This is a genomic window from Magnetofaba australis IT-1, assembly GCF_002109495.1.
Taxonomy (GTDB): domain Bacteria; phylum Pseudomonadota; class Magnetococcia; order Magnetococcales; family Magnetococcaceae; genus Magnetofaba; species Magnetofaba australis.
Genome location: NZ_LVJN01000014.1, coordinates 66,534 through 87,845, shown reverse-complemented (window position 1 = coordinate 87,845; position 21,312 = coordinate 66,534). Strand labels below are relative to the sequence as shown.

The window sequence follows — 21,312 nt, the reverse complement described above, 5'->3', positions numbered from 1 at the left end:
GCGTGCTGCAATTACAGACGGAGCCGCCGAGCGGCGCGGCGCTGCGCGGGTTGCGCACGGCGCGCAACGTGGTGGTGACGCCCGCCGGGCCGCATGCGCCCGAAGGGCTGGCGCAAAGCGTGGTGGCGAAATTGGGTGAAGTGGGCGTCAATGCGCGGGTGGATGACGCGCCGGGCGACCAGGACGACGGACTGATCCTGTTGGCCGGGGTGGGCGCGGATGGCGGTTATGCGCAGTCGCAAGCCTTGCATGCGCGCGCTTTTGAGATGGCCAAGACCCTTGCGCCGCGTTTGCAGCAATCGGACGGCTTTCTGGTCACCGTGCAGCAGAGCGGCGCGAGCTTTGGAATGCGCGATCTACCCGCAGATCAGGCGTGGTTGGGGGGCTTGACCGGGCTGGTGAAAACCGCCGCCCGCGAATGGCCCCAGGCGGGGCTCAAGGCGCTGGATGTGGACACGGCGGGCGCCTCTGCTGAAGATTTGGCGCAGCGCATTGTCTCTGAGCTGCTGCAAGGCGGCGATGAGCGTGAAGTGGCGCTGCCCGCTGCGGGAGAGCGTCTGGCGTTGCGCGCGCTGGAAGCCCGCCAAGAGAACCCGGGCGCGTTCCCGCTCCAGCCCCACGATTTCCTCGTCGTCTCCGGCGGCGCGCGGGGCATTACGCCGGATATTCTGGCCGCATTGACGCGCCACACGCCGCTGCGTCTGCTGTTGTTGGGCCGCACCCCGGTAGAGGAGGAGCCTGCAGCGTTGGCGCAGGCGGGCGATGAGACGGCGCTCAAGCGGGCGCTGTTCGCTCAAGCGGGCGCCCGTGGCGAGACGGTGACGCCGCAGCAGATCGGCGCGCAGACCGCGTCGATCCTGGCGCAGCGGCAGATCCGCGCAACATTGGAGAGCCTGCGCGCGGCTGGCGCCGAGGCGCGCTATGTGGCGGCGGATATCGCCGACGTGGCCGCCGTGGGCGCGGCGCTGGATGCGGCGCGCGCCCAGTGGGGACCGGTGGCGGGGGTGATCCACGCCGCCGGGGTGCTGGCGGATAAACGCATCGCCGATAAAACACTCGACCAGTTCAACCGCGTCTTCGCCACCAAGGTGGATGGCCTGCACACCCTGCTCACCGTTACCCAAAACGATCCGCTCAAAGTCATCTGCCTGTTCTCCTCGGTGGCGGCGCGGGAGGGCAACCCGGGGCAGTGCGACTACGCCATGGCCAATGAGGTGTTGAATAAAGTGGCGCAGGCCGAGGCGCAGCGCCGTGGCGGCGCGTGTGTGGTCAAGTCCATCAACTGGGGTCCATGGGATGGCGGCATGGTGGACGCCGGGCTGCGGCGTCACTTCCACAGTCAGGGCATCGGTTTGATTCCGCTGACCGAGGGGGCGCGCTTCCTGGTGGATGAGCTGCGCTGCAGTCAGGGCGACGCGGTGGAGGTGGTGGTGGGCGCGCGCGGGACCGACGCCCATGACTGATTTCCCGCGCAAGCCGCCGATGACGCCGGTGGCCATCGTCGGGCGTGGCTGCGTTCTGCCTGGCGTCCACTCGCCCGAGGCGCTGTGGCGCGCGGTGGCGGCGGGGGAGGATCTCATCAGCGACGCCCCGCCTGGGAGTTGGCGTCTGCCGCCAGAGAGTCTGATCAAGCCGGGCGCTGATCTGCGCGGTGAGGGGATCTGGACCCAGCGCGGCGGCTATGTACGCGATTTTGAGAAACTGTTTGATCCCAGCGGCCTGGCCGTGCCGGAGGAGCGACTGCGCGCGCTGGATCCGGTGTGCCAATGGAGCGTGCAGGCGGCCCGCGCCGCGCTGAGCGAGGCGGTGGGCGTCGATCCCGCAACGCAGCGGGTAGGGTTGATTCTGGGTAATCTCTCCTATCCATCCCGCGGGCTGACAGACTATGCGTTGCAGGTCTGGCGCGGCGAGGATGGCCCGATTGCGCCGGAGAACCGCTTCAACTCCGGCTTCCCCGCGCTGATCGCCGCCCAGGCCTTGGGGCTGAGTGGCGAGGCGTTCGCCCTGGACGCCGCCTGCGCCTCGTCTCTGTATGCGATTCAACTGGCTTGCGAGCGGCTCGCCGCGCGCCAGTGCGACGCCCTGCTGGTGGGCGCGGTCAACGCCGCCGATCCCATGATGATCTTTATGGGTTTCACCCAACTCCAGGCGCTCAGTCGCAGCGGTCAGAGCCGTCCGTTTCATCGTCACGCCGACGGCCTGCTGCCCGCCGAAGGGGCGGTGTGCATCGCGCTCAAGCGGTTGGATGACGCCATCGCCCATGGCGACCGCATCTTCGGTGTGATTCGTGGCGTGGGTCTGTCCAACGATGGGCGACGCGGCGGCGTGCTGGCGCCGGACTCCGAAGGCCAGCAGCGCGCCATGCAGGCGGCGTATGATCTGAGCGGCGTGGATCCGGCCAGCATTGGCTTGATGGAGTGCCACGCCACCGGCACGGCGGTGGGCGATGCGGTGGAGATCCGCAGCATGCTGCCCCTGTTCGGCGCCCGCGATGACCTACCCATCGGCTCGCTCAAATCCAATATGGGCCACCTGATCACCGCATCGGGACTGGCCAGTCTGCTGAAGATTCTCGGCGCCTTCGAAGCGCACACGCTGCCTCCCACGCTGCATGCAGAGCAGCCGTTGACGGAGCTGGCGGGCACGCCGTTCCGGCCCTTGGCCGAGGCGGAGCCCTGGCCCGAGGCCGCTGAAGGGCCACGCCGCGCCGCCATCAACAATTTCGGCTTTGGCGGCAACAACGCTCATCTGATTGTCGAGGAGTGGCGTGGCGTCGAGACGGCGTCCAGCACGTTCGCTCCGCCCGAGGTCGCCAGCGAATGCAGTGATGACGCCGACATCGCCATCTGCGGGATTGCCGTGATGACGGGTTCGGCGCAGAGCTTTGCGCAATTCCAGCAGCAATTGCAGGCGAAGCCGCCGACAGACGGCCCAGTGGAATCCCTGTTTGGCGTGTCGCTACCCATGGCGGGGCAGGCGGTGACCCCGCGCGATCTGCAAGCGGCGCTGCCGCAGCAGAACGCCATGCTGGCGGCGGCCATCGACGCCATGGCGGGGGTAGCGCCCGCCGCGCCTGAGCGCAGCGGCGTCTTCGTGGGCATGGGGTGTGATGCGGAGATTGCGCGCTATAGCCAGCGTTGGCTGCTGCGCGACGCCGACGCCAAAACCCGTGACTCCATCATTCCGGCGCTGGATGCGGCAGGGGTGGTGGGGGCGATGCCCAATATGCCCGCCAACCGCATCCATGCGCACTTCGATTGGCGCGGTCCGGGCATGACCGTTTCTGCTGAGGAGCTTTCCGGCGTCTCGGCGCTCAAGATCGCCTGTCGCATGTTGCGCGCCGGCACGTTGGACTTGGCCCTGGCCGGGGCGGTGGATCTGGCCCACGAGCCGGTGCAGAGCGCCGCTGTTCGTGCGCTGTTGCATGCTGTGCGCCACGTTATGGGCGATGGCGCAGTGGCGTTTGTGCTTAAACGCGCCGAGGACGCGCGCCGCGCTGGCGATCCCATCTACGCGCTATTGCCCAATCTCCCGGATGACGCGCCGAGCCAATCCTGTGCCGAACTCGATCTGCATGATGCCGATGCGCCCAGTGCGGTGACGGCGCGTTTTGGCCATGCTCACGCGGCGTCCGGGTTATTGCATCTGGCCGCCGGTGTGGCGGCTTTGCAGGCGGCTCAACGTCCTGTCGCTGCGCAGACAGAAGAGTCCCTGTTGGTGAGCGACGACGAGCCGCTCGTCGTCACCCTCAGCGATATGATCGGACAGCAACAGCGGGTGGCGCTGGCGGCGGGCGAACCGTTGCTGAATGAGGCGGTGGCCGCCACGCCGATTCTGCGTCTGTTCGCCGCGCCGGATCGTGCGGCGTTGCGTGTGTGCATTGCGGAAGGTGAGGAGTCCGTTGGCGCCAGCGCAGACCCGGCGCGCATGGCCTGGGTGTGTGATGATGCCGCTCAGGATGCGGCGTTGCGCCAGCAGGCGTTGGCGTATCTGGATGGTGAGAGTGATCGTTTGCCGCAAGCGATTCACTTTGCCCAACAGCCGTTAGGCGGTGAGTTGGCGTTTGTCTTCACCGGCGCGGCGGCGGCCTGCGGCGGCATGGACGATGGCATGGCGCGGGCGTTTCCCGACATGCGCGCTGCGCTGGCGCGGCAAAATCCCTACCTGGAGTCGCTGCTGAGTCTGACGCAGCCGCAGAATCAGGCGCGATGCCCACAGCCCGACCCGCTCACCCAGCTTAAAATCAGCAGTCTGTGGTCGCAACAGCACGCCTGGTTGGCGCGCAATCTGTTGGGCTTGCGCCCGCAAGCGGCGCTGGGACTCTCTTCGGGGGAGAGTAATTCCCTGTTCGCCTTTGGCGTGTGGCGCGACATGGCGCAGATGTTCGCCGATATCGACGCCTCGCAGATCTATGGTCGCTGGCTCACCGGTCCGTGTGTGAGCGCCGCGCGCGCCTGGGGCTTGCCGGAGTCGGCGTCGATTGTGTGGCGCAACTGGCGACTGTTGGCCCCGCTGGAGGAGGTGCAACAGGCGGTGGCGCGCCAGGAGCGTGTGAGCATCTCCATTATTCAATCGCCGCAGGATTGCTGTATCGGCGGCGATGAGGCGGCGTGTCTGGCGGTGGTGCGGGAGATCGGCGCTAGCCGCGCCTTCCCCTTGGGGCAGGATATGGTGGCCCACTGCGCCGAACTGGAGCCGGTGGCTGACATCTGGCGTTCAGTGCACCTGCGCCAAACCCATCCGCCTGCAGACGGCGTGCGCATCTATTCCAATAGCAGCAACACCCACTATTCGCCGGACACGCACAGCGCTGCCGACGCCATTACCCGACAGGCGACGACGCCGGTGGACTTCCGCCAGACGGTGGAGAACGCCTACGCCGACGGCGTGCGCATCTTCCTGGAGATGGGGCCGCGCACCGCGCTCTCCCACGCCATCAATCAGACCTTGGGTGAGCGTACGCATCTGGCCCTGGCCATGGACAACGCGGCGGGCGATCCGCTGCGCCAGCTTGCCAGCGTGGCGGCGCAACTGTTCGTCGCCGGGGTGGAACTCCACGCCGAGCCGCTCATGCGGCGTTTGCAGCTCAGTTGGGAACAGGCGCAGTTGCGGGATTCGGCAGCCAAGCAGCCGCGCTTGCGCCTGCCCGCCCACCGCGCGGCGGTGACGCTGAACGCTCTGTCCCAGGAGGCCAATGAACCGGCGCAATCCATGCCGCCTGCGCCTGCGCTGTCGCTTCCGCCGCACTGGGCGCCCATTGCGCCTCGCTGTGCGCCTTTGCCCGTTGCTGCGCCCGCTCTGAACGCTTCCTCCCCGGCAACGCCGCCGTCTAAAGCCGAGGCCATCCGCATGGCGTGGGAGCCGATTCGCGAGCAGCATGCGCGCTACTTGGAGCAGCAGGCCCAGGCGCAGCAGCAATTTCTCACTCTGCAAGCGGCCATCGCCCAGCAGTGGTTTGGGCGCGGCGGTGGGGCGTCTACGTCCGCTGTTCAGTCTCCTGTCGCCGTTGCGCCGCCGGTTGCGCTGGTTACTCAGACGGTTACGCCGTCCGCTGTTGAAGCCGATGCGGCGCCATCCGTTGCAAAAGGGCGGGAGACGACCGCGCCGAGTCTTTCCGACGCGCCAATTCCCGAAGGTCCGCGTTTTACCCGCCAGGAGTTGCAGACGCTGGCCTCGGGGCGCATTTCCACTGTGTTCGGCGCGCAGTTCGCCCCGCAGGATGACTACATCCGTCAAGTGCGTCTGCCAGAACCGCCGCTGCTGCTGGTGGATCGGGTCACCGGCCTCAAGGGCGAGCCCGGCGCCATGGGGCTGGGGACCATCTGGACCGAAACCGATATCGACAACCACCCTTGGAGTCTGCATCAGGGGCGCGCCTCGCTGGGGACGCTCATCGAATCGGGCCAGTCGGACCTGCTGCTGATCTCCTGGCTCGGCGCCGATTTCCACAATCGCGATGAGCGGGTCTATCGGCTGCTCGGGTGTGAATGCACCTTCCATCGTGCCGGACTCCCCGGCGCGGGCGATACCCTCAGCTACGACATCCATGTGGATGGCCACGCCCATAGCGGCGCGGTGCGGCTGTTCTTCTTCCACTACGACTGCCGCGTGGAGGGCGGATTGCGCCTATCGGTGCGTTCTGGTCAGGCTGGCTTCTTCACCGACGCCGAGTTGGCCGCCTCCAAGGGCGTGCTGTGGTCCGCCGAGGAGGATGCGCCCCAACCTGACGCGCGGTTGGATGCGCCGCCGCAACTCTCCGCCAAGCGCGCCTTCAGCGCTGAGGAGCTGGATGGGTGGCGCAATGGCGACGCCTACGGCTGCTTCGGCGGCGGGTTTGAACTGGCGGGGGCGCATCTGCGCACCCCCACCATCGCCTCGGGCCGTATGAAGCTGCTGGACTCCGTGAGCGCGTTTGATCCCAGCGGCGGGCCGTGGGGGCGCGGCTACCTGTGCGCCAACGCCCATGTGCCTACCGATGCGTGGTTCTACGCCGGGCACTTCAAGAACGATCCCTGCATGCCCGGCACCTTGATGGCCGATGCGGCGATTCAGGCGCTGGCCATCACCATGGGCGCCATGGGTTTCACTATTCGTCGGGATGGCTGGCGTTTTGAACCGGTGGCCGATGAACCCTTTACCTTCGTCTGTCGCGGACAGGTGATCCCCGATGCGCCCCACGACCTGCGCTACGAGGTGTTCATCGAAGAGGTGATCGATGGGCCCGAGCCGCGCGTCTATGCGGCGCTGCTCTGCTCCAGCGACGATCTGAAAGTGTTCCTATGCCGCCGCTTCGGTCTGCAACTGGTCCACGATACGCCTTTCGATCCCGCCCTGATCCCCGCCGACCCGAGTGCGCGCCACTGGCTCGACGCGGCGCGCACCATTCCCGGCGACTACCCGGCCATTCTCTCCTGCGCCCAGGGCTCCTACGTGCAGGCGTGCGGCCCCGCTTTCGCCGATTACGACGGGCCCTGGCGGCGCATGCCGCGTCTGCCGTCACCGCCGTTCCTCTACATCACCCGCATCGACTCGGTGGATGCGCTCCAGGGAACGCCCAAACGCGGCGCGCGAGTGGTGACCCACTTTGAGATTCCGGCGCAGAACCATCCGCTGATCGCCAGCCACAGTTCCGCCTCGGCGCCCTTCGCCATGCTGCTGGAGGCGCTGCTGCAACCGTGCGGCTGGCTGTGTGTCTACCTCGGCTTCGCCACCCACGAGCAGAAGGATTACAAACTGCGCAATCTGGATGGCGACGACTGCATCCTGCACCAGGAGACGTGGCCCGCATTCGGTTCGCTGCGTTGCGAAACCGTGTTGACCGACTTCGTCATGACCGCCTCCAGCCGTTTGGCCTTCTTCCGCATCGACGGCTATGTGGGTAAGCAGTTGGTGATGAGTCTGCAGACCAATTTCGGCCTGTTCCTGCCCGAGCAGCTGGAGCATCAACGGGGGCTGCCCACTACAGACGCCCAGCGCGAGGCGATGCAGCGTCCGGGCGACCTGTTTTACGATCTCCAGCATGCGCCGGAGGCTCTGCCAAGCGGTCCGGCTCTGGCCCGTGAACCGCTCAATATGGTGGATCGCGTGACCCTGTTCGAGGCCGATGGCGGCGAGCAGGGGTTGGGCTGTATTCGCGGCGAGCAGACGGTGGACCCGCGCGCCTGGTACTTCTCGGTGCACTTCTATGAGGATCCGGTGCAGCCCGGTTCGCTGGGGCTGGAGGCGCTGGTTCAACTGCTGCAAACCTTTATGCGCCTGAAGGGGCTGCATGACGGGTTTGCGCAGCCGCGTTTCCAATCCCTGGCCACCGAGTCGCCCTTCTCCTGGCGCTATCGCGGGCAGGTGGTGCCGACCCATGATCTGGTGGTCACGGAGTTGAGCATCACCGCCATCGAGCGCCAACCGGGACGGGTCACCGCCACCGCCAGCGGCTCGCTGTGGGTGGATGGACTGCGCATCTATGAAGCGCGCGATCTGACCATGGCCATTGTGGAGGGCGATCCGCCCCAACCGCTAAAAGAGATCGCATCGGAGAGCGCCGCGCCCAGTGGCGCGACCCATCGCGCGCGCTTCGGCTTCGATCTGCAATCGCAGCCGTGGTTGCGCAGTCACTGCCCCACCTACGTGGTTCCCGCGCTGCCCATGACGGTGCTGGCCGACCTGATGGCGCAAACGGCGCAGCCATTATTCCGTGAGTTGAAACTGGTGGCGCTGGAGGATCTGCAAGCGTTGCGCTGGAGCATCATCCCCGAAGGGGCGCGCATCACTCTGGAGGGCGTAGCCACGGTGAGCGAGGCGGGTCACAGCGCCGATGTGGAGATTCGACTGCTTGAAGATGGCGAGGACGGCGACTCCGCCAAGCCGGTGGCGCGGGGGCGGGCGCTGTTCGCCGCCGACTATCCGGCGCCATGCGCGCCGTTGCTGCCGCTGGTGGACGCGCCGTCCATCGCTGACCCCTATGTGGACCGCTCGGTGTTCCATGGCCCGGCGTTCCAGATCATGAGTGGATTGCGGCGCAACCGCGAGGGGGCGACGTTCCAGCTCAACGCCGGATCACAGGCGGTTCCTCAAGGCGTGGTCAATCCGCTGCTGCTGGACGGAATATTCCATGGTCCGCCGCGCGATGAGCCGCATCTGTGGTTCCCTGGCGCGGCAGTGGAAGAGACCTCATTCCCCACCCATGTGGCGCGGATTCAGTTCTTCGCGCCGCCGGTGATGGATGGCGTGGTGGATTGCGAAGTCCGCGCCGCCGGGCAGGAGGGGCGGCATCTGCATTTTACCGCGCAACTGCAGCGTCAAGGCCAGCCGTTGCTGGAGATGCGCTATACCGAGATCACTTTCCATAAAGGGTTCATGGCGGCGTTCAGCGCGCGGGATCGCGCAGCGTTTCTGGAGCGCGGCGAGCCGCTGTCGGGGGCGTCGCTCTCCACGATCCTCGCCGATGGCGCCACTGAACTGGCCAGCGCCGAAGTGATGCGCAACAACCGCCTGCCTGGCACGTTGGAAGCTCTCTATCGCGTGAGCGGCACAGTGGCGGAGATCACCGAGGCCATCGCCATCAAGGAGCATGTGGCGCGGGGCGCAGGCGTCCACCCGCGTGAGGTGGAGATTGCCGACGCCCATTCCGCCTGGGTGGCGCGCATGCCGCTCAACCGTTTCCCATACGCCGCGCAGCGCCAGGGGCGCAGCGTCATCGTGCGTGACGGCGCGGGCGATACGCTGCATTGGCCTGTGTTGCAGCAGGCGTGGCGCACGCGGTTGCGGCTGGATGGGCCGTGGCTGGGGGAGACCCTGTTCGTGGCCATGGCGCGGCAGTGGGTGGGGCGGGTTGTGTTGGTCGATCCCGCGGCGTTGACGGCTCTGCGCGGCAAACCGGCGCTGTTCGTGGCCAACCATCAGGTGGGCGTTGAATCCATTCTGTTCGCCATCCTCGCCCAGGCGCTGCACGGTGGCGATCTGGTTACCCTGGCCAAGGTCGAGCATCGCGACAGTTGGTTGGGGCGGTTGCTCAGTGTGTGCCAAGCGTTCCCCGGCGTGACTCTGCCGCAGACCATCTACTTCTTCGACCGCGAACAGCGCGAGAGCCTGTTCGACTGCCTCAAACAGGTGCGCGAAGCGATGATGCAGCGCGGGGCGTCGTTAATGGTCCATGTGGAGGGCACCCGCTCGCGCCAGTGTCGTCAGCCGGTGACGCAACTGAGCGGCGTGCTGATCGATTTCGCCTTGGAGGCGGGCATTCCCATCGTGCCGCTGCGCTTTGTGGGCGGTCTGCCGGTGGCGCCGGTGGCGGAGTCGTTGGAGTTTGCTCCCGGATTTGCGCGTCAGGATATCTATTTGGGCGCGCCGTTGGCGGCGGAGGAATTGCGCAAACTCCCTTTGGTGGAGCGCAAGGCGCGCGTTCTCGATGCGCTCAACGGTCTGGGACCGGATCTGATGACAGAGACGCCGCACACGCCCAATGAAGCGTTTGCCCAGCGAGTAGCGCAACGTCAGCAGGGGCAGGGGGTGGAGTTTGTGCGCGCGGCGCTGTTGCAGGCGTTGGCGGAGTTTCCGCAATTGGGCGAGCACGAGCGCGCTTTGCTAACGGCGTTGGAGCGGGGGGGGACGATCCCCGGCGAGACGGAGCAGGCGGCGTGGCTGCGGGAGTTGCAGGGGTGGTTCCAGCAGGGAGTGGCCGGATATAGTCGCTTGAATCCAGAGTGACACAAATCCAAAGCGCTCAATGTTTGCGTGACGAAGGCTGAGCTTGCGCTGACTATGGGACAAATTTCCAATGGAAATTTGTCGGGATTCTTAAGGGTCTGTGACCCTTAAGCGGGTATGGGCGGAGCCCATGGTTTGGATTTTGACCTTGGGAGCTCGAGGGCGTAGCCCTCGATGTTTCGGTTCAGATGGAAAATGACAAACCAATCGTTCATAATGTAGAGATATTGAGCGGAGGTTTGTATGGAACGGAAGAAGCGGAGATTTACGGCTGAGCAGAAGGTAGGCTATGTGCGCCGTCACCTGGTCGAGAAGGTGGTTCTCTCGGATCTGTGTGACGAGGCGGGCATTCAGCCCAGCCAGTACTATCGCTGGCAAAAGGCTTTGTTTGAGAACGGCGAAGCGGCCTTGTCTGACAAACGCGGCCAAAAGGCTTGTGACCGACAGATTGCCGAACTAGAAGCGAAGTTGGCAACCAAAAATGAAGTTATGTCCGAGCTTCTTGAGGCGCATGTTGCGCTAAAAAAAAGTCTTGGGGTGAGCTGAACGGCTGCTGGGTGGAGCCGGACATACGGGATTCGGTGGTGGATTTCGTGGCGTTTTGGTCAGACAAGAGCGAAATCGACACGAGCCGAATTATCAACTGGATAGGCGTGCAAAGGGGCAAGTTCTATTCATGGCGCAAGCGCTATGGAATGGTTAACGACCACAATGGCCGTATTCCCCGAGATTTTTGGCTGGACGATTGGGAAAGGGAAGCGATTGTCGCCTTTTTCCATGAACATCCGTCAGAGGGCTATCGGCGCCTGACCTACATGATGCTGGATGCAGGCGTGGTGGCGGTCAGCCCCTCTTCAGTGCTGCGTGTGCTCAGAACTGCCGGGCTGATGCGTCGTTGGAGCCCACCGCCCTCGCAGAAGGGCACAGGGTTCAAACAGCCTTCGGAGCCGCATAAACACTGGCATGTGGACATCTCCTATCTGAATATCCAGGGGACGTTCTACTATCTGTGCAGTGTCCTGGATGGATGTAGCAGGTTTATCTGTTTCGGTTCAGATGGAAAATGACAAACAATCGTTTATAATGTGTAGATATTGAGCGGAGGTTTGTATGGAACGGAAGAAGCGGAGATTTACGGCTGAGCAGAAGGTAGGCTATGTGCGCCGTCACCTGGTCGAGAAGGTGGTTCTCTCGGATCTGTGTGACGAGGCGGGCATTCAGCCCAGCCAGTACTATCGCTGGCAAAAGGCTTTGTTTGAGAATGGCGAAGCGGCTTTGTCTGACAAACGCGGCCAAAAGGCTTGTGATCGACAGATTGCCGAACTAGAAGCGAAGTTGGCAACCAAAAATGAGGTTATGTCCGAGCTTCTTGAGGCGCATGTTGCGCTAAAAAAAAGTCTTGGGGTGAGCTGAACGGCTGCTGGGTGGAGCCGGACATACGGGATTCGGTGGTGGATTTCGTGGCGTCTTGGTCAGACAAGAGCGAAATCGACACGAGCCGGATTATCAACTGGATAGGCGTGCAAAGGGGCAAGTTCTATTCATGGCGCAAGCGCTATGGAATGGTTAACGACCACAATGGCCGTATTCCCCGAGATTTTTGGCTGGACGATTGGGAAAGGGAAGCGATTGTCGCCTTTTTCCATGAACATCCGTCAGAGGGCTATCGGCGCCTGACCTACATGATGCTGGATGCAGGCGTGGTGGCGGTCAGCCCCTCTTCAGTGCTGCGTGTGCTCAGAACTGCCGGGCTGATGCGTCGTTGGAGCCCACCGCCCTCGCAGAAGGGCACAGGGTTCAAACAGCCTTCGGAGCCGCATAAACACTGGCATGTGGACATCTCCTATCTGAATATCCAGGGGACGTTCTACTATCTGTGCAGTGTCCTGGATGGATGTAGCAGGTTTATCCTCCACTGGGAGATTCGTGAGTCGATGAAGGAAGATGAGGTTGAAGTGGTCCTGCTCCGAGCTCAGGAGGCCTATCCGGAAGCTAAGCCGCGGCTGATCTCAGACAATGGGCCGCAGTTCGTTGCCAACGATTTTAAGGCGTTCATCCGGGAATCCGGCATGACGCATGTGAGGACTTCGCCTTACTATCCGCAGAGCAACGGAAAGCTGGAGCGTTTTCACGGTAGTTTGAAGCGTGAGTGCATTCGGCCTCAGACGCCATTATCGCTGGAAGATGCCCAGCGGGTTGTGGGAAAGTACGTCGAGCATTACAACACCCGGCGGCTCCATAGCGCCATCGACTACGTCACCCCACAGGATCGCCTGGAAGGGCGGCATGTGCAGATCCTGGCCGAACGAGATCAAAAGCTTGAGGCGGCCAGAGAACGGCGTCGGACGACGTACCAAAAGCAGTCTTTTCAGCCATCCCAAAAAATGGCTGAAAAGGCGAACGGCTAACTGATATTTTGGCTTAGGCGGTTGTCATGTTTCCGCTGAACCAGCACATCGATATCTTTCAGCGCCCATATGTGCACTTTTGAATGCGAGCGACTATAAAAAGACAAACTGGCGCTATTCCGTGAAGTGAGCTACAGAGTTAATGCGTGCACCCAAGTGAAAGTCACGAGGGTTCAGGGAAATCATTTCCCTGTCGGGTGCAGGGCAGCGCCCTGCCGGGTCGAGGGCACAGCCTTTATGGGGTCTGGGGCGAAGCCCCAGTCTCTTTCATCTCCCACTATCTTTTCCCCCCAATTAAACACAACACCCTCTATTTCTCCCGGATCAGCAGCGCCGCCGCCGCCAGCAGCATCAGGGCGGCCATCACGCCCACCATGGGGTAGGGCGTATCGCTTTGCAGCATGGCCACCAACTGCGCCGCGCCTGCGCCGATCACCATCATCAGGAAGCCGATCAAGCCCGAGGCGGAGCCGGAGGCGGCGGGGATGGCGTCCACCGCCGCCGCTTGGGCGTTGGGAATCGCCACGCCAGCGCCAAACGCCATCACGGTGGCGGGCAGGAACAGCGCCCATGGGCTCCACAACCCCAGCCCCATCAATACGCCCAGCAGCACCACCGCCGCCAGCGCCATGGCCGCGCCCAGCACTACCAGACGCGCCACGCCGTGGGACTCGCTCAGACGCGCCGAGGTCATGTTGCCGCCGATGTAGCCCAGCGCGGCGGGAATCAGCCACAGGCCGAACTCGGTGGCCGGGCGCTCAAACACATTGACCATGACGTAGGGCGCAGCGCCGATGAAGCCCATGAACACGCCCCACATCAGCGACGAGTGCAACGCATAGCCGAGGAAGGTGCGCGAGCGCAGCAGATCCTTGAACCAGCCGACCACGTCGCCCAGGGAGGCGTCGGTGGCGCGGCTGGAGTGGGTTTCGCGAAAGCGCAGATGCACGTAGAGCAGAATCCCCAAACCGATGGAGGCCATGAACACGAAGATGGCGCGCCAGCCGAGGGTGTCCACCAACACGCCTCCCGCCAACGGCCCCAGCATGGGCCCCACCGCCATAGCCGCCAGGGTCATGGAGATGATGCCGCCCGCCTTGTCGCGTCCGTAGACGTCCAGGGCGATGGCGCGCGACAGCACGATGCCCACCGAGCCGCCGCAATCCATCAGCACGCGCCCGGCGATGAGCAGGGCGATATCCTGCGCGGTAAAGCAGATGGCGTTGCCCAGTAGAAAGGCGAACACCCCGAACAGCAGCACTTTGCGGCGCCCGGCCTTGTCCGACCACGGTCCATAGCCCAGGTCGGAGAAGGCCATGCCCAGCATGGGCAGACTCAATCCCAACTGCGCAATGCCCGCGGTGACGCCGAAGTCGGCCTGAATGGCGGGCAGCGCCGGCAGAAACACCTGGGTGGAGGCGGGCCCCAGGGCGGTGATGAGCAGCAGCATGATGAGCAGGCCGCGATCATACTGCGGCGCGCTCTCGGGTTGCGGCGCGTTGGCGGCGGAGTTTGACATGGAATGATCCTGATGTTCGGGCTAACGGCGTCTGAATTGACGGCTCTGTGTGGCGCAATGCGCCCCTTAGCGGGGAATCGACGCCACCGCTTCCATGAAGGTGGGGTGCTGCTTAAGCTCCTCCACCGCGTGGGAGTAGGTGACATCCATCAAGGCGTCGATCTGCGCCTTCTCCTTGAGGCCAAAGTAGCCGCTGGAGGCGACCCCCTTGTTGAAAAAGACGGTCTGCTCCAGATCGCGCAAGGAGTTGGCGATCTCCTGCTGGCGGAAACTCTCAATGCACATGCTCTGCACGATGGTCTCGGCCAGGGAGGGGTAGTGGTTGCGATCCTTGCGCAACAGGCGCCGCCACAGAATGCGCCAGCCGGAGAGCACCGTGCCATACTCGTGCACGTCGGCGAAGGGCTGATAGGGCGGATTGGGGTCAGAGACCAGAATCCAGCCGTTGGAGACCGCCTCATCCAGATATTGCAGCGGCGTGTTGTTGAGAATGCCGCCATCCACCAACACGCGGCCATCCTGACACACCGGCGGCCAGAATACCGGCAGCGAACTGCTGGCGCGCACCCCCATCCAGACGTCGCCTTCGTCGATGGCCACCAGTTCGCTGTGGCGCAGATCCGCCGCCATTACCTTGCAGGGGATGAACTGATCCTCCAGCAGGGCGTAGCCGTAGGCCTCTGTCAGGGTCTTTTTGGCTTCGCGCCCATGCATCAGCGAAACATAGGGCAGGGTGAAGTAGGAGGGGCGCGGGGTGGCCTCCAGGGAGATCTTCACCACCTCCTTGTAGATCCGTTGCCAGGACCAGCCCATGGCCACCATGGCGGCGACGCCGGAACCGGAGCTGACGCCGATCACCTGATCGACGGGAATCTCATTCTCCTGCAAGGCTTTGAGCACGCCCACATGGGCGATGGCGCGGGAGGAGACGCCGGTGAACACCAGACCGATGGCGCGATTGGTGAGAAAACGCGCCACCCGCGCGGCGTCGGCCAGACTCTCCAGGCGCACATGGTAGTGACGGCGCAACTGACGCGATTTGAGCCAGGCGCGGGTGTTGTGTCCAGAGAGCGCCTTGGGGGGGTGCATCAGCACCAGATCCGGCAGGGTATCCGAACGTTGCAGAATCTCCACCGCCTCGCGCTCTACCGCAGAGGGCGTGGGATCCTGCGCGCCCAGCCCCACCAGTAGCGTGTGGTCGGACTGGCGCACAATGCGCGCATTCCATGGCCCGGGCTCAGGCTCGCCGATGAGTAGAATGTAGTGGTTGTTCTGCTCGATCTGCTGGAACCACTCGGCCAGGATAATGCTGCCGTAGTCGCTCTCTTCGGTGGTGGAGATGGCGCAGCCGAACTGCTCTGAGACCTCTTTGACGGAGATGGCGCGCGCTTTGCCCATGGCGGACAGCGCCCGCTGCAGCCGGTTGGTAAAATCCGCAAACGCAGCCAGATGCTCCGGAGTGTCGCCCAAAGGAACCAGCGCCAGGGTGTAGGCGGTCTCGCCAGGATTCCAGTCGGTGATGCGATCGGCCAAAATGCGTGACAGGTTCTCCTGCACCTGGGGCAGGAGTTTTTTCAGCTCTTCAAAACGCTCGCGCGACAGACACAACACCAGCGAGTCGCGTTTGGCGGTAAGGGTCGCTTTGCGCTTGGCGTCGGCCACCACCAGACCCATCTCGCCCGCCACATCGCCGACGCTGAGTTCGCCGATCTTTTTGCCGTGGCGTATGGAGGTGAGGCGTCCGGTAGCGACGATATACAGCTCATTGGCTCGGTCGCCCTGTACGCAGAGGTTCTCGCCGGCTTTGAGAAAACGCTCCTCAATACAGGCGTCAGCGATCTCCAGGCTCTCCATATTCACCCCTTTGAACAGGGTGATGTCGGCCAGTTGGTTCTGGCGCGACAGGCGCGCGCTGTGGTGCAACGCCAGCGCGCCGATGCGCTGCTCGTCGCTGATATCGACCCGCGTAAATGAACTGGTCTGACGCGGATGCAGCCAATCGTAGCTACAGGCGCTGCTGGGCGCGGGGTTGTCCGCATCCTCCAGCAGCAGCAGGGTGGCAATGTTGATGCTGCTGAAGACTTGATTGTTCCACAAACCCTGTTCGGCGGGGCGTACAGACGGATCATCGCCCAGACGCGCCACAGCCAGATAGCGTTTGCTCTGACGCAACGCCAGGGCGTTCCACTCGGTGGGGTCGGGGTCTAGCAGGTAGAGCGCGGTCTGGCTGCCCTGCTCCATCTCCGAGAGGGTGACCAGCAGCTGCGCATGTTGTTCCAGCGTGATCTTCTGGCGCGGATCGAAGCCCAGTTTGCGCGTCAGCAGCTCTGAGTCGAGCACCTCACACTCGCCGATGGCCTGCTCGGCGGCGACCACCACCCGTTTCAACGTTTTTCGGTCGTCGAACAGCGGCGCAATGGCCATGCGCATGACCGGGTCGCGCACGCCGGTGAGCTGATAGTCAGTGAGGCGATTCAGAGCGATTTTGGCCAGTGCGGCGGTAAATGCCGGGAATTGCTGCAACAGGGTTTGGATCTTGGTGAAGTCGGCCACCAGAATGAGCGAATCACGCTCGGCGGTCATGGTGGCCACGGGCAGGGTTTCGCCAAGCAAGCCGATTTCGCCCACCAAGCCGCCGTCGTTCACCCAGCCCACCAACTGCCCTTTACGGGTGACCTGAAAGTGGCCGGTGTGTATCCAGAAGAAACGGTTGTTGGGTTTGCCCTCGACGATGGCGTTCTTCTCGGCGGGCACGATGTCCCACTCCAGGGAGTCGGCCAATTCGCACAACACGTTTTCCGGCAGATGCTTGAGCGCGTGCTGTTGTTTGAGAAACGCAATGATATCCAGCGGATCACTCACCGCAGACTCCTTGATGAACAAATTGGCTGTGCTTGAATAGAGGGGGGGGGGGCGGGCGCAATGAGCATACAATAATGCGCCTGCGGCTGATTTTAAAGGCGGAATCGAGTGCTTGTGCGCGTTAACTCTGAAGCCGAGATGTGGGAATTGTCGGGGGAGAGGCCGCCAATGTGTGGCGTGCGATAACATGATGTTGCGCGCCGTAATCCGTGAGCGTGGAGGCCATCAATTGAATCGATTGCGCGCGCCATGTCAGCGGCGGCAATGGCGTCTGGCCCAACAGCGCTGTCAAAGGCATGGTGTTGCGGCGGCGCGCCACAGTGATGTGGGGCGTGAACGCGGATTGCGGCTCTTGCGTCGGCTCTAGAGCAGCAATCTGCTGCGCCAGCTTGGCTAGGTTTTCGTTCGTGTCGGTGACGCCCGCCCAGAAGATTCGTCCCTGTTGGGCATCGGGAAACGCGCCCCACTGCGTGAGTTGTAGGGTGAATTCCGGAGTGGCGAGGGCGATCTCACCCAGCGATGTGCTGAGGCCATCAATATCCGCATCAGGCGTGTCGCCCAGAAAGCGCAGGGTGAGGTGATACTGCGCGGGGTGAGCCCAGCGCACGCCTTTCACCTGTTTCAGCGCGCTCAGGCTATGGCCAATGGCTTGTTTGATCGCCTCGGGCGGTTCCAGACTGATGAACAGGCGTTGCGTGGTCATGCATGGGCTCCTGTCCGGGGCGTTAATCCGGCGACGGGGCGGAGAACAGCGGCAGGGAGAGCTGCTGGCCGCCCAGATCCTCCGCCTCACACGGGGTGGAGACGGTCAGTCCCAGCAGGCGCACGCCGATGGCGGGGATCTCGATGGGCTCGAACAGGCGCATGGCCAACGCCATCATCTCCCGCGCCTGGGTGATGGGGTGATCCACCGTCTTGCTGCGGGTGATCTGCTGAAAGTCGGCGAATTTGACCTTCAACGTCAGGGTGCGGCCCAGATAGCCGGTTGTGCGGATGGCCAGCTCCACTGCATAGGCGATCTGCAACAGCTGGCGGCGCATGATCTCGCGGTCGTGGAGATCCTGCTCGAAGGTGTCTTCAGTACCCACCGAGTGGCGCGGCCGGTTGGGGGTGACCGGGCGGCGATCCTCATTGCGCACGACATCATAGTAACTGCGCCCCGCCTTGCCAAAGGCGCGGACCAGATCGCCCAGCGACCACTGCAGCAGGTCAGCGCCGGTGGCGATGCCCAGATGACGCATGCGCCCGGCGGTGACCGGGCCGACGCCGAAGAACTTCTCCACCGGCAGTTGCGCGATGAACGTTGGGGCCTGCTCCGGGGTGATCACCGACAGACCATCGGGCTTGTTCAGGTCCGAGGCGATCTTGGCGAGAAATTTATTGAATGAGACCCCCGCCGAGGCGGTGAGGCCGGTGGTGTGGCGAATCTTCTGGCGGATCTCTTCGGCGATGCGCGTGCCGGAGGGGTTGTTCATCTTGTTTTCGGTTACGTCCAGAAACGCCTCATCCAGCGACAGCGGTTCGATCAGGTCGGTGTAGTGGCGGAAGATGGCGTGGATCTGGTCGGAGACCTGTTTGTAGAGCTCTTTGCGCGGTTTAACCACCACCAAGTTGGGGCAGCGCTGCAGCGCTTGACGCATGGACATGGCCGAGTGAATGCCGAAGGTGCGCGCCTCGTAGCTGGCGGCGGCCACCACCCCGCGCGCGCTTTTGCCGCCCACCACCAGGGGCAGGCCCTTGTAGGCGGGCGTCTCGCGCTGCTCCACCGAAGCGAAGAAGGCGTCCATATCGATATGGATGATTTTACGCGAGGCGTCCATGGGGGAGGATAATAAAGGCTGCGCCGAATTCCAGTCCATTGCATCCTGATGAGAGTAGCGCGGGAGGCGCGCAGGCGGCAAGGCGCTGACCTCGGCTCGTCGGGGTGTTATGGTGAAGCGGTCGGGGCGCGCGTTCGCTCTGTCATGATGCGCCCAATGAGGAGTGTGTATGTTCATCATCCGATTCGCCGGGTTGATTTTGGTTCTGACGCTGTTTGCCATGAGCGCGCTGATTCCCGTGGCGGCGCAGGCGAATGATCTGCCCAAAAGCGGCGACCGCTTTGGCAATTGGAGCCTCACCTGTGTGGCGCTGGGGCCGCAACAGACACGCTGCGGATTGACCCAGCAGGTGATGTCCAAAAAGAGCGGCAAGCCGGTGTTCAAGCTCTCCCTGGCCTACGCCAAATCCAGCGACCGTCTGCTCTTGACCGCCAAGACGCCGCTCAATGTGCTGCTGCCGTCTGGCGTGCTGTTGACTGTGGACAAGCATAAACCCCAGCGTATGCGCATGTATCAGTGCAAACGCACGGGCTGTTTGGCGGTGACCAAAGTGGATGATGCGCTGTATGCGCAGTTGATTGGCGGCAAGGTGGTGGAAGCGCGCATCTGGCTGACGCTGAAGGGCAACAAGGTGGCCAAACTGCCCATCAAGCTGCGTCTGCCCGGGGTGAAGGAGGGGCTGGCCGCGCTCAAGCAGGATGGCTCCGGCATGCATGAGGACGAGGTCAACTCGATGCTGGGCGAGACGCCCATGTTTTAACGCATTTCTATATTATAATACGCAAATGCAATATAATATTTACGTGCGCGAATATATTGTGATGGATTTTAATACGTTCGCAGATAAGATTGCACAGAGCGGCCAATGTTTGCGTAACGTAGTTTGAGCTTGCGCTGACTATTAGCCGCCGACTGGTCGGCGGCGGGGTGATTCGGGCCATCCATGGCCCTCACCCTTCGGGCTCGCTGCGCGAGTCCGATTCGGCAATCCTGCCGAATCGTCTGGGGGCCGCGCCCCCAGCGGGTGTAATGGAATGGTCCGCTCCGCTACCCAAACGGCCTCGCAATGGGCCAAGATGGTGGTGTGTTTTTCCATCTAAACGGAGTCGGAGCGGACCATGAGCAATCATATCGAAAACGGACAGGTACGGGTACTGGGTATTGATCTGGGCAAGAGCGTGTTTCAGTTGCATGGCGTCGATGCGAGCGGCAAAAGCGTTCTCAAGAAGCGACTGAAACGAGACGAGCTCCTGGAGTACATGGCGCAACTGCCGCCGTGCCTGGTGGGGATGGAAGCCAGTAGCGGCGCCCACCATTGGGCGCGGAAATTTCAGGGATATGGGCATGATGTGCGTTTGATGGCGCCGCAATATGTGAAGCCCTACGTGAAGCGGCACAAGAACGACAGCGTGGACGCTGAGGCGATATGTGAAGCGGTACAGCGTCCGAATATGCGTTTTGTGGGGATCAAAAGCGTTGCCCAGCAAGAGATATTGTCGCTGCATCGGATACGCAGTCTGGCGGTGAAGAACCGCACGGCGTTGGTGAACCAGATTCGCGGACTGCTTGCCGAGTATGGGATTGTCTTTCCCAAGAGCATCAAACAGGCGCGGCGGGCGATTGTGCTGATTTTGAGTGATGAGAGCTCGGAAATGAGCGCCAATTTTCGCGTAATTCTGGAGGATGAGCGCGATGAGCTGGCGCATTTGGATGAGCGCATCGGCAAATATGAGCGTGAGATTGAGGCGCTGGCCAAGGCGGAGCCGCAGTGTCGATTGCTGATGACGATCCCGGGAGTGGGACCGATCACGGCGACGGCGCTGTTGGCGTCGGTGGGGGATGTGCGGGCGTTTAAGAATGGCCGGGAGCTGTCGGCATGGATAGGGTTGGTTCCGAATCAGCACTCCACAGGGGGCAAGGCGTGGCTGACGGGGATCAGCAAGCGGGGAAACGGTTATCTTCGCACCCTGTTGATTCATGGGGCGCGGGCGGCGTTGCGCGTGTGTGAAAACAAGCCGGATCGCCGCAGCCAGTGGGCAGTGTCGGTGTCGGAACGTCGCGGCGCAAATAGAGCAGTGGTGGCGCTGGCCAACCGCATGGCGCGCAGCGCGTGGGCGATGCTGGTGAAGCAGGAGGCCTATGGGGCCAGCGCCGCTGTGTAGAGAGAGCGCAATACAACTCTAAAAGAAAAACAGGCCGATAAGGAAAGAGAAAGAGATCCCACCAGCCAGGTTGCGAGAGAGAGTCGAGATTGATGGCGTGAAACGGCATAGCCCTGCGTGGTCAAGAACCTGTTTCGCCCAAGGGCCCATTGAGGCCGAGGGTGTGTTGAGGAGGGCCACGCGCAAATTCCATCAGGGCCAGAGGGCGACAAGCCCCTCATCAACAGGCCGGATACATGGGCGCGACTAAGCCTCACACATCAGTGGACATTTTCTCTTGCCGTGGCGGAGCGGACCATACATGGGCGGAGCCCACGATTTGGCAGGAATGCCGAATC

The 21,312-nt window shown here is 63.1% G+C and carries 12 protein-coding genes; 8 read left to right on the top strand and 4 right to left on the bottom strand.

The features are described 5' to 3' along the window. Positions 1-2: 2 nt before the first annotated feature. The 6 genes from MAIT1_RS01955 (at position 3) to MAIT1_RS01930 (ending at position 12,611) form a co-directional block, all read left to right on the top strand. Positions 3-1,463 (top strand): SDR family oxidoreductase, encoded by a 1,461-nt coding sequence (locus MAIT1_RS01955; protein ID WP_085440336.1) that lies wholly within the window; start codon positions 3-5, stop codon positions 1,461-1,463. Next, positions 1,456-10,203, top strand: a complete 8,748-nt coding sequence (locus tag MAIT1_RS01950; RefSeq protein ID WP_158089255.1) for a beta-ketoacyl synthase N-terminal-like domain-containing protein — start codon at positions 1,456-1,458, stop codon at positions 10,201-10,203. Before MAIT1_RS01955 ends, MAIT1_RS01950 begins: the two co-directional genes overlap by 8 nt. Before the next feature lie 243 nt (positions 10,204-10,446). Continuing rightward, complete coding sequence (locus tag MAIT1_RS01945; RefSeq protein ID WP_085440078.1) at positions 10,447-10,749, top strand: transposase; 303 nt, start codon at positions 10,447-10,449, stop codon at positions 10,747-10,749. Between the two features lie 11 nt (positions 10,750-10,760). Beyond that, the gene (locus MAIT1_RS01940) at positions 10,761-11,270 is read left to right on the top strand and encodes an IS3 family transposase (protein ID WP_143814601.1); all 510 of its coding nucleotides are present in this window, start codon (positions 10,761-10,763) and stop codon (positions 11,268-11,270) included. Between the two features lie 43 nt (positions 11,271-11,313). Then, positions 11,314-11,616 (top strand): transposase, encoded by a 303-nt coding sequence (locus MAIT1_RS01935; protein WP_085440078.1) that lies wholly within the window; start codon positions 11,314-11,316, stop codon positions 11,614-11,616. A gap of 11 nt (positions 11,617-11,627) precedes the next feature. Then, positions 11,628-12,611 carry an IS3 family transposase gene (locus tag MAIT1_RS01930; protein WP_198947775.1) on the top strand — a complete coding sequence of 328 codons (984 nt, stop codon included), beginning with the start codon at positions 11,628-11,630 and terminating at the stop codon, positions 12,609-12,611. Between the two features lie 310 nt (positions 12,612-12,921). On the opposite strand, the gene MAIT1_RS01925 is transcribed toward MAIT1_RS01930, so the two are convergent. The 4 genes from MAIT1_RS01925 to dinB all read right to left on the bottom strand — a co-directional run bounded on the left by MAIT1_RS01925 (position 12,922) and on the right by dinB (position 18,851). Beyond that, positions 12,922-14,130 carry a multidrug effflux MFS transporter gene (locus MAIT1_RS01925; RefSeq protein WP_085440333.1) on the bottom strand — a complete coding sequence of 403 codons (1,209 nt, stop codon included), beginning with the start codon at positions 14,128-14,130 and terminating at the stop codon, positions 12,922-12,924. A gap of 66 nt (positions 14,131-14,196) precedes the next feature. Then, a complete protein-coding gene (locus tag MAIT1_RS01920) occupies positions 14,197-16,992 on the bottom strand; it encodes a cyclic nucleotide-binding and patatin-like phospholipase domain-containing protein (protein ID WP_158089254.1) in 2,796 nt (931 codons plus the stop codon). Between the two features lie 121 nt (positions 16,993-17,113). Further along, entirely contained in the window at positions 17,114-17,695 is a 582-nt protein-coding gene (gene thpR / locus MAIT1_RS01915; protein WP_085440331.1) for an RNA 2',3'-cyclic phosphodiesterase, read from the bottom strand. A 22-nt stretch (positions 17,696-17,717) separates the two neighbouring features. Further along, a complete protein-coding gene (gene dinB / locus MAIT1_RS01910) occupies positions 17,718-18,851 on the bottom strand; it encodes a DNA polymerase IV (RefSeq protein ID WP_198947774.1) in 1,134 nt (377 codons plus the stop codon). Between the two features lie 130 nt (positions 18,852-18,981). Here dinB and MAIT1_RS01905 point away from each other — a divergent pair, with 130 nt between their 5' ends. Both MAIT1_RS01905 and MAIT1_RS01900 read left to right on the top strand, forming a co-directional pair. Continuing rightward, positions 18,982-19,572 (top strand): invasion associated locus B family protein, encoded by a 591-nt coding sequence (locus tag MAIT1_RS01905; protein WP_085440329.1) that lies wholly within the window; start codon positions 18,982-18,984, stop codon positions 19,570-19,572. A gap of 358 nt (positions 19,573-19,930) precedes the next feature. Further along, positions 19,931-20,974 carry an IS110 family RNA-guided transposase gene (locus MAIT1_RS01900; RefSeq protein WP_085440328.1) on the top strand — a complete coding sequence of 348 codons (1,044 nt, stop codon included), beginning with the start codon at positions 19,931-19,933 and terminating at the stop codon, positions 20,972-20,974. Positions 20,975-21,312 lie beyond the last annotated feature (338 nt).

Coding starts and splice junctions, on each gene's coding strand:
- MAIT1_RS01950 (WP_158089255.1), top strand. CDS start 1,456: ATGACTGATTTCCCGCGCAAGCCGCCGATGACGCCGGTGGCCATCGTC.
- MAIT1_RS01945 (WP_085440078.1), top strand. CDS start 10,447: ATGGAACGGAAGAAGCGGAGATTTACGGCTGAGCAGAAGGTAGGCTAT.
- MAIT1_RS01935 (WP_085440078.1), top strand. CDS start 11,314: ATGGAACGGAAGAAGCGGAGATTTACGGCTGAGCAGAAGGTAGGCTAT.
- MAIT1_RS01925 (WP_085440333.1), bottom strand. CDS start 14,130: ATGTCAAACTCCGCCGCCAACGCGCCGCAACCCGAGAGCGCGCCGCAG.
- thpR (WP_085440331.1), bottom strand. CDS start 17,695: ATGACCACGCAACGCCTGTTCATCAGTCTGGAACCGCCCGAGGCGATC.
- dinB (WP_198947774.1), bottom strand. CDS start 18,851: ATGGACTGGAATTCGGCGCAGCCTTTATTATCCTCCCCCATGGACGCC.
- MAIT1_RS01905 (WP_085440329.1), top strand. CDS start 18,982: ATGTTCATCATCCGATTCGCCGGGTTGATTTTGGTTCTGACGCTGTTT.
- MAIT1_RS01900 (WP_085440328.1), top strand. CDS start 19,931: ATGAGCAATCATATCGAAAACGGACAGGTACGGGTACTGGGTATTGAT.